Source organism: Pseudarthrobacter sp. PH31-O2 (assembly GCF_030063265.1).
In the GTDB taxonomy this organism is placed as follows: domain Bacteria; phylum Actinomycetota; class Actinomycetes; order Actinomycetales; family Micrococcaceae; genus Arthrobacter.
In genome coordinates, this window is the sequence record NZ_JASIST010000010.1 from 56,444 (window position 1) to 71,062 (window position 14,619).

Below are 14,619 nucleotides of genomic sequence, written 5' to 3' on the forward strand. Positions count from 1 at the left end.
CTTTCAGCCGACCAGTTCGTAGGCGGGGGTGGTGAGGAAGTCCGTGTATTCCTCGGAGAGGCAGATGTCCGCGATCAGCCCGCTGGCGGGCTGGTAGTAGCGGCGGAACGCCTCATCGCCGAACTCGGAACGGAGCCGCTCCGTTTCCTCGCCCAGGATGCGCTCCACCAGTTCCCGCGTGACGGTGTTGCCGGTATCTGCCAGGACGGATTTGTTGCGGATCTGCTGCCAGACCTGCGAGCGGGAGATCTCCGCCGTGGCGGCGTCCTCCATAAGGTTATGGATGGCCACAGCACCGTTTCCGGAGATCCACACCGCGGTGTAGGCGACGGCGACGTACAGGTTTAGGCGCAGGCCGGCCTCGGTGACCTGACCGTCGGCCGAAGCGATATCCAGGAGTTGTTCCGCAGTGACCGAGACCTCTGGCCGCAGCTTGTCCAGCTGGTTGGGACGGTCGCCAAGGACCGAATCGAACACTTCACGGCACGTCGGCACCAGATCTGGGTGGGCCACCCAGGACCCGTCGAAGCCATCGTTGGCCTCCCGGGTTTTGTCAGCCCGGACCTTGGCAAATGCGGCTTCCGTAACCTCAGGATGTCGGCGGTTGGGGATCACCGCAGCCATGCCTCCCATCGCAAAAGCGCCGCGGTGGTGGCAGGTCTTGACCAGCAGTTCCGTGTAGGCGCGCATAAACGGTGCCGTCATGGCCACCGAGGCGCGGTCCGGAAGTACAAACTCCTCGCCGGCATCGCGGAAATACTTGATGATGCTGAACAGGTAGTCCCAGCGTCCGGCGTTGAGTCCGGAGGCGTGGTCGCGGAGTTCGAACAGGATCTCGTCCATTTCAAACGCAGCAGGAATCGTTTCGACCAGCACCGTGGCACGGACGGTTCCCTGCGGGATGCCGAGCCGGTCCTGGGCGAAGACAAACACATCGTTCCAGAGCCGCGCTTCACGGTGGCTCTCCATCTTGGGCAGATAGTAGTACGGGCCCTGTCCGTTGCTGATGAGTTGCTTGGCGACGTGGAAGAAGTGCAGACCGAAATCAACCAGCGCGCCGACCGCCGGCCGACCGTTAACAAGAAGGTGGCGTTCCTCCATGTGCCAGCCGCGCGGACGTGCGACGACGACGGCGAGCGGTACATCCGTCCGGAGGGTGTACTCCTTTCCCTCCGGGGAGATGTAGCTCAGTGTGCCAGCGGCGGCGTCCCGCAGGTTCAGGATCGCGTCTATAACGTTGGCCCAGGTGGGTGTGCTGGCATCCTCAAGATCTGCCAGCCAGACCTTTGCGCCCGAGTTCAGCGCGTTGATGGCCATTTTGGCCGGTGTGGCGGGTCCGGTCATTTCCACACGCCGGTCCTGCAGGGCGGCCGGAGCGGGGGCCACCGTCCAGTCGCCCGCGCGGACGTCCCGGGTCTCGGGCAGGAAGTCGAGCTTGCCGGTCCGGGCTACCTGCTCGCGCCTAACCACGCGGGCCGCGAGGAGTTCGGCACGGGTACCGGCGAAGCGAAGGTGGAGTTCCTCCACAAAGGCCAACGCCTCCGGGGTCAGAATTTCTTCGGCACGTGCAATCGGGTGCGGGTCAGTGACTGAGAGAGCCATGGTCCGGGTCCTTTCCTTGACGGTGAATCAGGCTTTTGCGAAGACAGCTGCACGTGCTGCGTGGGCTGCGTGGGCGACCGCGGACGCTACGTCGGCGGCAACATGCGGATCAAAGACACTGGGAATGATGTAGCTGGCGTTAAGCTCGTCATCGGCCACACGGTTGGCGATTGCCTCGGCGGCCGCCACCAGCATCTCCGGGATGATGTCCGATGCTCCGGCGTCCAGGAGGCCGCGGAAGAAGCCGGGGAAGGCCAGCACGTTGTTGATCTGGTTCGGGAAGTCGCTGCGGCCGGTGGCCACAACTGCCGCGTGAAGGGACGCGACGGCCGGGTCGATTTCCGGGGTCGGGTTGGCCATGGCGAAGACGATCGCGTCCTTCGCCATGGAAGCGACCTGCTCCTCGCCGATCACGTTGGGGGCGCTGACGCCGATGAAGACGTCGGCGCCCTTAATCGCCTCATGCAGTGTCCCGGAGAAGCCTTCCTCGTTGGTGTTCGCCGCGATCCAGCTGCGGTGTTCGTCGTCGTAGTCCTGGCCGGAGTGGATGGCACCGGAGCGTCCGGCGGCGATGATGTGCCGGGCACCCTGGGCCTTGAGCAGCTGGATAATGGCCGAACCGGCGGCACCAACCCCCGAGACGACGATCCGCACGTCGGCGAGCTTTTTGTCCACCACCCGCAGCGCGTTGACCAGGGCAGCCAGGGTGACAATGGCGGTGCCGTGCTGATCGTCGTGGAAGACAGGGATGTCAAGCTCTTCGCGGAGGCGGTTCTCGATCTCGAAGCAACGCGGTGCGGCGATGTCTTCAAGGTTCACACCACCGTAGACGGGGGCTAGGGCCTTGACGATCATGATGATTTCCTCGGTGTCCTGGGTGTCCAGGCACACCGGCCAGGCGTCGACATTGGCGAACTGCTTGAACAGCGCCGCTTTGCCTTCCATCACGGGCAGGGCAGCTGCGGGGCCAATGTTGCCCAGGCCCAAGACGGCGGACCCGTCGGTCACGACGGCGATTGTGTTGCGCTTGACGGTGAGGTTCCGTGCGGCGTCGGGGTTCTCGGCGATCGCCATGCAAACGCGCGCCACTCCCGGCGTGTAGGCACGGGAGAGATCGTCGCGGTTGCGGAGGGCCACCTTGGGCACCACCTCGAGCTTGCCGCCGAGGTGCATCAGGAAGGTACGGTCCGAGACGTTGCGGACCGTAACGCCCGCGAGAGCGTTCAGCGCGTCTTTGACGCGGCCGGCGTGCTCGTCGTCGGTGGTGTTGCAGGTGACATCGACCACGAGCGTCTCGTGGTGGGACTCTGTGACGTCCAGCGCGGTAATTGCGGCACCGGCAGCGCCGACAGCGGCCGCGAGTTCGCTCGTGGCGGTGAAGCTGGACGGCGCGTCCACGCGAAGGGTGATCGAATTTCCGGGGCTCGGGTTCGCCATTGAATGTTCCTCCAGTTCGGGCCCAGGGCTGGGCTGCTGTGCTAAATAAAAAAGTTTCGTATTATGGATATTATTATCTACTGAGTGGAAATACAACCCTGTGGTGTTGTGGTGGGCCTCAGCGCGGTGCTGTATCTTAGGGATTTCAAGCAATTATTTTCACGATGTGGATATAACGTGCCGGACCGATCCAGCAGGAGACCACTGTTATGGCCGAAAAAGCCCCCGGAGGCGTGCAGTCCGTTGAACGCGTCTTCGAACTCTTGGAACTCATTACCGACGCCGGCGGAAATGTCACGTTGAGCGAGCTCTCGTCCTCGACCGAATTGCCGCTGCCGACGATTCACCGCCTGCTGCGCACGCTCGTAACGCTGGGTTACATCCGGCAGCTGCCCAACCGCCGCTACGCATTGGGGCCCCGACTGATCCGGCTCGGCGAAGCGGCGAACCAGCAGCTGGGCGCCGTCGCCCGGCCACAACTGAAGTCCCTCGTGGACCGGCTGGGCGAGACAGCCAACATGGCGGTACTGGATTCGGACATGGTTATCTACGTGGCACAGGTGCCGTCCCTGCACTCCATGAGGATGTTCACCGAGGTGGGCCGCCGTGCCCATACCCATGCCACCGGCGTCGGCAAGGCAATCCTGGCCCAGCTCGACGACGAAACCGTCCGCGGGATTGTCCACCGCAGCGGGATGCCCGTTGCCACGCCGAAAAGCATTGGCGACGTGGAGAGCCTGCTCCTTGAGCTGAAGCTGATCCGTGAACGTGGTTACTCCATCGATGAGGAAGAACAGGAAATTGGTGTTCGTTGCTTCGCTATGGCGGTTCCTGATTCACCCACCCCGGCAGCCATTTCGGTGTCCGGTCCGGTATCGCGGGTGGACCAGTCCTTCGCGGAACGTGCCGTGCCCTTGCTGCGTGAAGCCGCACTGGCAATTTCAGCTGAGCTGAACCACCAGTAGGCCTTGTTGGCACTGTCTTCGCGGTCGTCGCGAAGACAGTGCCAACCGCGGGCGTTGGCGGTCAGTGTCCGGCCGGGCCGCCGGTAGACTCCAGCGGCACTTCCTTGCCGTCGCAGTCAATCAGCTTGCCGTTTTCGTAGCGGTCACCGTCGGCCAGGCACTTGAGGTCTTCCTCGCGGATGACCCGCCCTGTTCCGGCGACAAAGACCGACTGGTTCTCCGAGTTTCCTGCCTTCAGGTGGTTGAAGAGCAGGTTCAGTGCGATGGCCATCACGGCGGCGGAGCTGATCCCGGAGTGGAAGATGGTGCCGAACCAGGACGGGAACTTGTCGTAGAAGGTGGGAGCGGCAATCGGAATCATGCCGAAGCCGATCGATGCCGCCACGATGATCAGGTTCATGTTATTGCGGTACTCCACCTTTGCCAGAGTCCTGATGCCGCTCGCGGCGACCGTTCCGAAAAGTACAATCCCGGCTCCGCCAAGGACTGCCGTCGGGACCGCAGCAACAACCCGGCCCATCACCGGCAGCAGGCCGAGAAGCACCAGGATAACGCCGCCTGCCGCGACAACGTAGCGGCTCTTGATCTTGGTGACGGCTACCAGCCCCACATTCTGGGCAAACGCACTCTGGGTGAAGGAGCCAAAGACCGGCGCCACCATGCTGGAGACCATATCGGCGCGCAGGCCGGCAGCGATCCGTTTGGAATCGGTTTTGGTGCCGACGATTTCCCCGACGGCCAGAATGTCGGCCATGGTCTCGGTCAGGATGACCAGGACCACGATCACCATCGAAATGATCGCGGCGACTTCGAAGGTCGGGGCACCGAAGTGGAAGGGCGTGGGAAAGGCGACGATCGGCCCACTACCCACCTTCGAAAAGTCGGCCATGCCGGTGACAACCGCAACCACAGTCCCAATCACGATTGCCAGCAGGATGGAGAGCCGCGAAATGGTGGCACTGCCGACCTTGCTGAGAATCAGGACCAGGGCAAGCGTCACGGCGGCCAGCCCGATGTTGGCCATACTGCCGTAATTGTCGGCTTTCCTGTTTCCGCCCATGGCCCAGTTGGCGGCGACGGGCATCAGCGTCAACCCAATGGTGGTGATGACGGTGCCGGTGACCACGGGCGGGAAGAACCGGACGATCTTGGAGAAGACCGGGGCAATGAGCAGGCCGATGGCGGCAGAGACGATGACAGCACCGAAAACTGCCGGCAGGCCGCCACCGCCCGTAACGACTGCGACCATGGTGGCGACGCTGGCAAACGACACACCCTGCACCAGCGGCAGCTGCGAACCGAAGAACGGCAACCCGAGGGTCTGCAGAAGTGTGGCAAGGCCGCCCATAAAGAGCGCGGCGGCGATGAGGATTCCAACGTCTTCGGGCGACAGTCCCGCTGCCTGACCCACAATCAGCGGCACGGCAATGATTCCGCCGTACATCGTCAGGACGTGTTGGAAGCCGTAGGCGAAGCTGCTTCCGATGGAGAGCCGTTCGTCTTCGGGGCGGGCCGAAGACGTGCGGCCGCCGCTCGCCTTGGCGGAATTCTTGGCATTTTTTAGGTTCATGGCAGACCTTCTTGGTTCATGGCAGACGTCGTCGTCTGGCTAACTGGTGTCTGGCTAACTGGATGCTGCAGGTACGTCGGTAGTGCGGGGGTGCGGTGGCGCAGGCACACGGAGTTACCCGCGCCACCACCATGTTTTTCAACTCAGCAGAAGCCGGCGATTCCCGACCATGCAATGGCCGCCGGAGTGGATTCCTCGCGCTGGACGGTGGCCTCGATCAGGCCGTACGGCCGGTCTGCGGCGAAGAAGACCTCATTGGGGTTGTCAAGGCCGAAGGGTGAGAGGTCCACCAGGAAGTGGTGCTTGTTCGGCATGGAGAACTTGATCTCGTCGATCTCAGCGTGCGCCTCCAGGACCTTCTTGCCCATGTCGAAGAGTGTCTGTTGCAGGGCGTGCGAGTAGTTCTCGGTGAACCCTTCAAGAAGCAGGCCCTTGACATCTTCATAGCTCTTGTTGAAATCGAAGCTGCTGAAGTCCGTCCCGGTCTTGAAGCGCCAGCGCGCGGCCACATCCGTAGCCAGGATCCGGTCCGTGGTCTCCGGAAGCGTCGTGTACCTGTCTTTGGGGTAGCCGACGAAGCCTGACTGGGTGGTTTTGAGGACGGTGAGGTCCCGAAGCCCGGAAATGAGGTGGTTGGTGTCACCGTCACGGACGAGGACGACGGTGCGGATTTCCTGTCCGTTGCGCACGAATGAGTGGTCGTGGGAGGTGCCGTGGGACTGGATGCGGTCCCAACTGTAGGCCTCGGCTTCCCAGCGTCCGCCGGAGACCCAGTCGAAGCTGGAGGTGAAGTGATCACCCAACCGAAGCAGCAGGGCCTCGGGCGATCCGATGCCCTCGCGGGCAAACGCGTACACCGTGTTCTTCTGGGTGTCGGTTGGCACAACGTGGGCGTTGTCCCCCGCCAGATGCGCAGCGGAAAAATCGCCGCGGAGCTGTGAGGAGACGTTGAGGTCCTCAATTTCGTGCCGGTCCGAATCCCGCGTGATCTTGACGACGCGGACTTCCGCCTTGCCGAACTGATTTTCGCCAAGGATGATGTTGCTGCTCATGGTCTGCTCCAAACTTCCGTTATGTGAAATAAATAATCCACACTGAAAACGGGCGCATTTTCTACTGCGGCCCAATGGTTTGCTGTCGACCCAAACAAAAAATGAGCCGACATCGCTACGATGTCAGCTCATTACAACCCTGCCTGCTGCTCCCAGGTTACGTGACGTCCGCCACGAAGTACTTCAACACTAAGGGACATTGACCGTGTTGTACATCACGATCTACAAGAAACTTTTCCGCACCGCGCCGGTTCCGCGCACCCGCCGGACCCCTTGACCGACAGATCCCACGTCCGTATGCTTTTTCATACAGTAAAAAAGTTATTTCATTATATGGAAATGAGGTCATCATGTCGCATGATGAGGGGCACGTGCCCGCACAGTCGGAATCTTCAGCAGGGTCAGCAGCGCCAGCTCCTGATTTCTATTTTCCTGCCGGCGGCGGTACGGATCCTGACTTCGCTCCGCGGGCAGAGACGGTGAACGTTCGGGGCCCGTTCTCACGGTGGCTGCACAACTCGCTGCTCGCCGGCAGGTGAAGGGACTCCCCTGCCGAGTTACGAAGTCCGCCGGAGCGCCGGTTGTTGGGCTGCTCATTAAAGCGCGACGGCGATCGCGCATCAGCCGGATGGTACACGTCAGGCCTGGGTTGAAACCCGCGGCCCACGGCAACCCCACATAAACCCCAGGGCTGGAATCAGGTACCGGATCCACGTCAAGCGCCACAATCCCGCGGCTTCGCGGCGTGTCGAAGATGGGTCAATGCCTCTTGCCAGTACCCCGCGCCGACGGCCCGGCCCCCGCCGCGGCGCATCCTCCGCCGCGGCGCATCCTCCGCCACAATAAGCGGCCCATCCGGACGCTTCTTTAACTGCCCGCGTCGACGGATCCTGGCGGGCATCTCCGAGCACAAGCGACACCGATGAACTGGCTATTGCCGTGGTGTGCGGCAACGTTGTTTAAAACCAATGCGTCCAAGCCATCGCCGGGCTTTCAAGGAAGCTGGTGCAAGTCCGTCCCGGACCGCGGTTTCCAGCTTCGCGACGGGTCACAGACCAGCAGGCGCGTCCCGCAGTCCCGTGCGCCCGGCCGTGGAGGTAATGTCCACGAACGGGCGCGCTGTCGACTCGGCGATATACGCGGCCCCGGCGAAGGAACGCGCGGTGGCGGACCGTCAGGAATCCCCGCCTGCCCCTCCCGTAGTCCCGGCCGTGACATCCAGCAGGCGGTATTTTTCGATTGCCTGGGCGGGTGCTTGGGTGTCTACTTCGCCGCGGCGGGCGAGCATCTGCAGGGAACGGACGACCACTGAGTGGATGTCGTTCTTGAAGAAGCGTCGTGCTGCGGCGCGGGTGTCGGAGAAGCCGAAGCCGTCCGCGCCGAGGGAGGCGAACTCGTTCGGGATGAACTGGCGGATCTGGTCGGGCACGGCTTTCATGTAATCGGTCACGGCCACGATCGGTCCGGTAGCGCCGGCGAGTTGTTCGGTGACGAACGGAACGCGTGCGGGCTGGCCGGGGTTCAGGAATGCTTCTTCCTCGGCGGCCATCGCGTCCCGGCGCAGTTCGGTCCAGGACGTCACGGACCAGACGTCGGCGGAGACTCCCCAGTCTTCGGCGAGGACTTTCTGGGCTTCGAGGGCCCACGGGACGGACACGCCGGAGGCGAGGATTTGCGTGCGCGGGCCATCGATCTTGGCCGGCGCGAGCAGGTAGATGCCCTTGATGATGCCCTCGACGTCGAGTTCCGCCGGCGCTGCCGGCTGGGAGATCGGCTCGTTGTAAACGGTGATGTAGTACATCACGTTCCGTGACGGGTCGTTATCGGCCAGCCCCGGACCGTACATCCGGTTCAGGCCATCGCGCATGATCACGCCGATCTCGTACCCGTAGGCCGGATCGTAGGTCATCACGGCCGGGTTGGTCGCGGCCAGGACCGGGGAATGGCCATCGGCGTGCTGCAGGCCTTCACCGGTCAGGGTCGTCCGGCCGGCGGTGGCGCCGATGATGAACCCGCGGGTCATCTGGTCCGCGGCGGCCCAGAAGGAATCCCCGGTGCGCTGGAAGCCGAACATCGAGTAGAAGACGTAGATCGGGATCAGCGGTTCCCCGTGGGTGGCGTAGGAGGTCCCCGCGGCGGTGAACGCCGCGACGGAGCCGGCCTCGTTGATGCCGGCGTGCACGATCTGCCCGGAGATGGACTCCTTGTAGGCCAGGACGAGCTCGCGGTCCACGGAGAGGTAGTTCTGCCCGTTCGGGTTGTAGATCTTCGCGGTGGGGAAGAACGCGTCCATGCCGAAGGTCCGGGCCTCGTCCGGGATGATCGGAACGATCCGCTTGCCGAACTCCTTGTCCCGCATCAGGTCCTTGAGCAGCCGGACGAAGGCCATGGTGGTGGCTGCCAGCTGCTTGCCGGAGCCGCGGTTGGCGACTTCGTAGACTTTCTCCTCCGGGAGGGTGACCTCGGTGTGCTTGGAGCGGCGTTCGGGGACGAAGCCGCCGAGCGCGGCCCGGCGTTCCATCAGGTACTTGATCTCCGGGGAGTCCATGCCGGGGTGGTAGTACGGGGGCCGGTAGAGATCCCCTTCGAGCTGTTCATCGGTGATGGGGATGCGCAGGTGGTCCCGGAAAGCCTTCAGGTCCGCGAGGGTGAGTTTCTTCATCTGGTGCGTGGCGTTACGGCCCTCGAAGTGGGTACCCAGGCCGTAACCCTTGACCGTGTGGGCCAGGATAACGGTGGGCTTGCCCTTAAATTCGGTCGCGGCCTTGTACGCGGCGTAGACCTTGTTGTAGTCGTGGCCGCCGCGCTTGAGGTTCCAGATCTGGTCATCGGTGAGGTCCTGGACCATTTCCTTGGTCTGCGGAGTCTGGCCAAAGAAGTGCTCCCGGACAAACGCGCCGGACTCGGCCTTGTACGTCTGGTAGTCCCCGTCAACGGTTTCGTTCATGATCTTCACCAGCGAACCGTCCTCGTCCTTGGACAGGAGGTCATCCCACTCCCGGCCCCAAACGACCTTGATGACGTTCCAGCCCGCGCCGCGGAAGAATGCCTCCAGTTCCTGCATGATCTTGCCGTTGCCCCGCACGGGCCCGTCGAGGCGCTGGAGGTTGCAGTTGATCACGAAGTTCAGGTTATCGAGCTTGTCGTTCGCGGCGAGCTGGAGCAGGCCCCGGGACTCCGGCTCGTCCATTTCCCCATCACCCAGGAACGCCCAGACCTGCTGGTCCGAGGTGTCCTTGATACCGCGGTTGGCCAGATACCGGTTGGACTGCGCCTGATAAATCGCGTTCATCGGCCCGATACCCATCGAAACCGTCGGGAATTCCCAGAACTCCGGCATCAACCGAGGATGCGGGTACGAGGAAAGCGCATGGCCCTCCTTGGACTTCTCCTGCCGGAAACCGTCCAGGTCCTCCTCGGACAACCGGCCTTCCATAAACGCCCGGGCATACATCCCCGGAGAGGCATGGCCCTGGAAAAACACCTGGTCACCGCCGCCGGGATGATCCTTACCGCGGAAGAAATGATTAAAACCAACCTCATACAGCGTCGCGGCACCGGCATAGGTGGAAATATGCCCGCCAACACCAATATCAGACCGCTGCGCCCGATGCACCATAATCGCCGCATTCCACCGCAACCACGCCCGATACTTCCGCTCGATCTCCTCATGCCCCGGGAACGCCGGCTCCTGATCGACCGGGATCGTGTTCACATAATCCGTGGTCGTCACCATCGGAACACCCACGCTTTGCGCGCCGGCCCGCTGAAGCAAACTACGCATTATGTACTGGGCACGCTCGGTACCCTGTTCCTGAATCAAGTCATCCAGGGACTCCAGCCACTCGGCGGTCTCTTCCGGATCACGATCAGGCAGCTGGTTAGTCAACCCGCTAAGGATATGGGAGGTCTCTTCTCCTGCAGCCACGTCCAACCTCTCTTCATCTTTGAATGTCTGGGCTAGTTATTTTCATATTGTGAGAAAACATTCTTGCTATTCGAGATTACCGACCCCGGTAGGGGCAGTCAAGCAGGAACGGCCGCCAACGACCAGCTGCACACCTCAGGGGCCTGTCCGTGGATTGTGACTGCGGAAAGGCGCCGTCCGGGCTGAAGCCGGACGGCGCCTGGGGTTCAGCTGCCGCGATAGCTGGAGAATGAAAACGGGCTCAGGAGCAGCGGCACGTGATAGTGCGCCTCATTCCTGTCGACGGTAAACGTCAATACGACCTCCGGAAAGAAAGCGGGCGTGTTCAGGGCGGTGAAATACTCCGCCGTCGAGAACTGCAGGCGATAGGTGCCGGAGTCCAGCACCTCGGGACCGAGATCCTTGACGCGCCCATCGCCATCGGTATGCCCGGCCGCAACCTCCGACCAGTCTCCGTTGTCCAGCGCCAGCAGGCTAACAGGGACGCCGGCAGCGGGTTTGCCCGTCGCCGTGTCCAGAATGTGCGTTGTTATGTGGGAACTCGTCACTGGCTCATCATTCCTCTGAGTCGATGGATGGAAATCTCGCGCAGCTGCTGCTGCACTATAGGCTCTTCCTCGTTGGCGGTGTGGGAAATCCGCACCTGAAGCGCCTCCAGGATTTCCTCTTTACTGCGGCCGGCGGCGCGGATCAGAAATACCCGCCCGAACTTCTCTTCGTAGCTCCGGTTCCCCTCGGCCAGCGCCGCAATGACAGCATCCGAAGACTCGCCAAGGGCATCCTGCTCACCGCGCGAGAGTTTGGCTTCAGAGCTCTCCCCCGCAGCGACCTCGCCGATCCGGGGATGGTGGGACAATGCCGATTCCACTTCAGCCGCAGCGAAGGGAAAGGCGGCACTGCGGGCGAAGTTCAACAGGTCCTCGACTGAGGCGAAGGGCCGCTCGTCGGCAATCTGCTCGACCCACCTTTGAATATCAAGGCAGGGACGCAGCGCGGAGATAATTTCCGGGCGGCTGGCCCCGTTGAAATCCTTGAGCAACATAATTAGTCCTTCTGCTTTGGGCCGCTGTCCGCGATGCGGTGGGACAACACCAGTCTATTTCACATCATGGAAGTCTTATTCCAATATCCATCAGTGAAGCGTACGCGATTTTGCGTGTCAACTTTTTCCAGTGCCTCACCACTGCACGGGACGCCGATCGCTTCCGTGCCGCTGACCCGACCATACCGGCGCGCAGCCCGAGGCGCCGGCGGCCACAAAAGGCGCCAGGCATCCGACGGCGGCGCACCGTGCGCCGTGCGGCATCACCCACTGCCGCGGCAGCCCCGCCACCCCGGTCACCTTGATTCCACCATATGAAAGTTTTCTCTTCCCTTGTGGAAGGACGTGATCTGGGTTACTTTTAATTTGTTCCTCAACGAGGAGGACAGCAACAAACGATTGGTCGTCTTTATGCGGCAGCCCCTGCTTATCCCCGGGACGTACCCCGTCGACAATCCAGCTATGCCGCGGCGCCATCTGGACCCACTGGTCCCCCGGCTTTCCGTTCCTGAATCTCAGGACTGCAGAACACGGCAATAAGCCGCCCCCTCCAGCCTGTCGGCAGTTACGCCGACCCTTCGATAGAACACATTTCTTGTTTCCGAGAGGCAATTCCATGTCACAACTGCCGAACGCGGCTCCGCCCGTCGACGAGAACCATGACCGTCCCGCCGTTGCGTTGGATGACGTACCCTCTGCCGCGGAGCTCGGCTTGTCCCCGACGAGCGCCCGACTCTACAACCAGGACCTCGCGCCCACAATGATGAAGGGCCGCCGCTGGACCGCCTACAGCATCTTCACCCTCTGGGCCAATGACGTACACAGCCTGGGCAACTATGGTTTTGCGATCGGCCTCTTCGCCCTTGGCCTTGGTGCGTGGCAAATCCTGCTCGCCCTCGGCGTCGGCGCCGTCCTGCTGTTTATGCTTCTGACGTTTTCCGGCTTTATGGGCCATAAGACCGGTGTCCCGTTCCCGGTGATGAGCCGCATCGCCTTCGGAATCCACGGCGCACAAATCCCGGCCCTGATCCGCGGCGGCGTCGCAATCGCCTGGTTCGGCATCCAGACTTACCTGGCTTCGCTGGTCCTCCGTGTCCTCCTGATCGCGCTGGCGCCCGGCCTGGCGGACCTCGACAAGGACTCCATTCTCGGCCTTTCGACCCTGGGCTGGGCGTCGTTCCTTGCCTTGTGGATCGTGCAGGTGATCATCGTCCGGTACGGGATGGACATGATCCGCAAGTACGAGGCGTTCGCCGGGCCGATTATCCTCATCACCATGGCCGCACTGGCCATCTGGATGTTTATGCAGGCCGGAGGCTCCATTGCGCTCTCGACACCGGACGCCCTGACCGGAGGCGCCATGTGGCGGGAGATCTTCGCTGGCGGCGCACTCTGGGTTTCCATCTATGCCACGTTTGTGCTGAACTTCTGCGACTTCACCCGATCGTCCACCACCCGCAAATCCATCATCAAGGGTAATTTCTGGGGCATCCCGATCAACATGCTCTTCTTTGGCCTCATCGTCATCGTGATCACGGGAGCCCAGTTCAAGATCAACGGCGTAGTGATCGGCAGCCCCTCCGACATTGTCCAGTCGATCCCCAACACCTTCCTTCTGGTGGCAGCGGCACTGGCCCTGCTCATTCTGACCATTGCTGTGAACCTGATGGCCAACTTCGTTGCGCCGATCTACGCCCTGACCAACCTCATGCCTAAACGGCTGGACTTCCGCAAAGCCAGCCTGGTCAGCGCAATCATCGGACTGGTGATCCTGCCCTGGAACCTCTACAACAATCCGGCAGTCATCGTCTACTTCCTGGGCGGCCTCGGCGCGCTCCTCGGCCCGCTGTTCGGCGTCATCATGGCCGACTACTGGCTGATCCGCAAAACCCGCATCAACGTCCCGGAGCTGTACACCGAAGTCGACAAGGGTTCCTACTTCTACAGCAAGGGCGTCAACATGAGGGCGGTCGGAGCGTTCATTCCGGCGGCAATCATTTCGCTCCTGATCGCCTTCATCCCGGCTTTGCAGCCGGTCGCGGCGTTCTCCTGGTTCATCGGCGCCGGAATCGGAGCCCTGGCGTACTTCATCGTCGCCGACCGCAATCGGGAATTCCATGACGTCTCCGGCGAGCCGATCGCCGTACCCAGCCTCCACTGAACCGCCCGGCATCACGGCCGGTCCGCTCTTGCCCAGCGGACCGGCCGCTTCCCATCCCAGACGACCCGAAAGGCATCATGCGTATCCTCGTCGCAAACGTCAACACCACCGCTTCCATGACGGAATCGATCGCCGCACAGGCCCGCACGGCCGCCACTGCCGGGACCGAGATTATCGGTCTCACCCCGCGCTTTGGCGCGGACTCCTGCGAGGGAAACTTCGAAAGCTATCTGGCCGCCATTGCCGTTATGGATGTTGTCCTTGCATATCCCGAACCGTTCGACGCCGTTATCCAGGCCGGCTACGGCGAACACGGCCGGGAGGGGCTCCAGGAACTGCTCGACGTGCCAGTCATCGACATCACCGAGGCAGCCGCCAGCACCGCGATGTTCCTGGGCCACAAATATTCAGTCGTCACCACCCTCGACCGGACGGTTCCGCTCATTGAGGACCGGTTGAAACTCGCCGGACTCGATGCCCGATGCGCCTCCGTGCGGGCAAGCGGCCTGGGCGTCCTTGAACTCGAGGAATTCCCGGACCGTGCCGTAGAGGCCATTCTGGACCAGGCGCGACGGGCCGTGGAAGAGGACAAAGCCGAAGTTATCGTCCTCGGCTGCGGCGGCATGTCCGGGCTCGACGATCAAATCCGCGCATCCCTTGGCGTACCCGTCGTCGACGGCGTCGCAGCCGCAGTAACGATCGCCGAGTCCCTGGTGCGCCTTGGGCTGAGTACGTCGAAGGTCCGAACCTTTGCCACACCCCGACCCAAGGTGGTCACCGGATGGCCGTTTTCCATTAACCAGAACGCCGATGGCACACCTTCTGACGTCCACGCCCGCTAGCGGGAGCAGTTCCGGGACGC

Annotated in this window: 10 protein-coding genes; 3 read left to right on the top strand and 7 right to left on the bottom strand. The window is 62.4% G+C overall.

The annotated features are described in order from the left end of the window. Positions 1-3: 3 nt before the first annotated feature. Positions 4-1,602, bottom strand: coding sequence for a malate synthase A (aceB, locus tag QMG72_RS14740; RefSeq protein WP_282361007.1), 1,599 nt, complete (start codon positions 1,600-1,602; stop codon positions 4-6). Between the two features lie 27 nt (positions 1,603-1,629). Beyond that, complete coding sequence (locus tag QMG72_RS14745) at positions 1,630-3,039, bottom strand: NAD-dependent malic enzyme (protein ID WP_282361006.1); 1,410 nt, start codon at positions 3,037-3,039, stop codon at positions 1,630-1,632. A gap of 209 nt (positions 3,040-3,248) precedes the next feature. On the opposite strand from QMG72_RS14745, the gene QMG72_RS14750 reads away from it, so the two are divergent. Then, complete coding sequence (locus QMG72_RS14750) at positions 3,249-4,004, top strand: IclR family transcriptional regulator (RefSeq protein ID WP_226776516.1); 756 nt, start codon at positions 3,249-3,251, stop codon at positions 4,002-4,004. Between the two features lie 61 nt (positions 4,005-4,065). Here QMG72_RS14750 and QMG72_RS14755 read toward each other — a convergent pair whose 3' ends face one another. The 5 genes from QMG72_RS14755 to uraD form a co-directional block, all read right to left on the bottom strand. After that, positions 4,066-5,574, bottom strand: coding sequence for a nucleobase:cation symporter-2 family protein (locus tag QMG72_RS14755; RefSeq protein ID WP_283480910.1), 1,509 nt, complete (start codon positions 5,572-5,574; stop codon positions 4,066-4,068). 143 nt (positions 5,575-5,717) lie between these two features. Next, positions 5,718-6,626 carry a factor-independent urate hydroxylase gene (gene pucL / locus QMG72_RS14760; protein ID WP_226776518.1) on the bottom strand — a complete coding sequence of 303 codons (909 nt, stop codon included), beginning with the start codon at positions 6,624-6,626 and terminating at the stop codon, positions 5,718-5,720. 1,174 nt (positions 6,627-7,800) lie between these two features. Continuing rightward, positions 7,801-10,554: a pyruvate dehydrogenase (acetyl-transferring), homodimeric type gene (gene aceE / locus QMG72_RS14765; RefSeq protein WP_283480911.1), complete on the bottom strand. Its 2,754-nt coding sequence runs from the start codon at positions 10,552-10,554 to the stop codon at positions 7,801-7,803. Between the two features lie 206 nt (positions 10,555-10,760). After that, entirely contained in the window at positions 10,761-11,102 is a 342-nt protein-coding gene (gene uraH, locus QMG72_RS14770; RefSeq protein WP_226776520.1) for a hydroxyisourate hydrolase, read from the bottom strand. Then, positions 11,099-11,596 (bottom strand): 2-oxo-4-hydroxy-4-carboxy-5-ureidoimidazoline decarboxylase, encoded by a 498-nt coding sequence (gene uraD / locus QMG72_RS14775; protein WP_226776521.1) that lies wholly within the window; start codon positions 11,594-11,596, stop codon positions 11,099-11,101. Before uraD ends, uraH begins: the two co-directional genes overlap by 4 nt. Before the next feature lie 616 nt (positions 11,597-12,212). Here uraD and QMG72_RS14780 point away from each other — a divergent pair. Both QMG72_RS14780 and QMG72_RS14785 read left to right on the top strand, forming a co-directional pair. Next, positions 12,213-13,757: an NCS1 family nucleobase:cation symporter-1 gene (locus tag QMG72_RS14780; protein WP_282361109.1), complete on the top strand. Its 1,545-nt coding sequence runs from the start codon at positions 12,213-12,215 to the stop codon at positions 13,755-13,757. A 77-nt stretch (positions 13,758-13,834) separates the two neighbouring features. Continuing rightward, complete coding sequence (locus QMG72_RS14785; RefSeq protein WP_283480914.1) at positions 13,835-14,599, top strand: aspartate/glutamate racemase family protein; 765 nt, start codon at positions 13,835-13,837, stop codon at positions 14,597-14,599. Positions 14,600-14,619 lie beyond the last annotated feature (20 nt).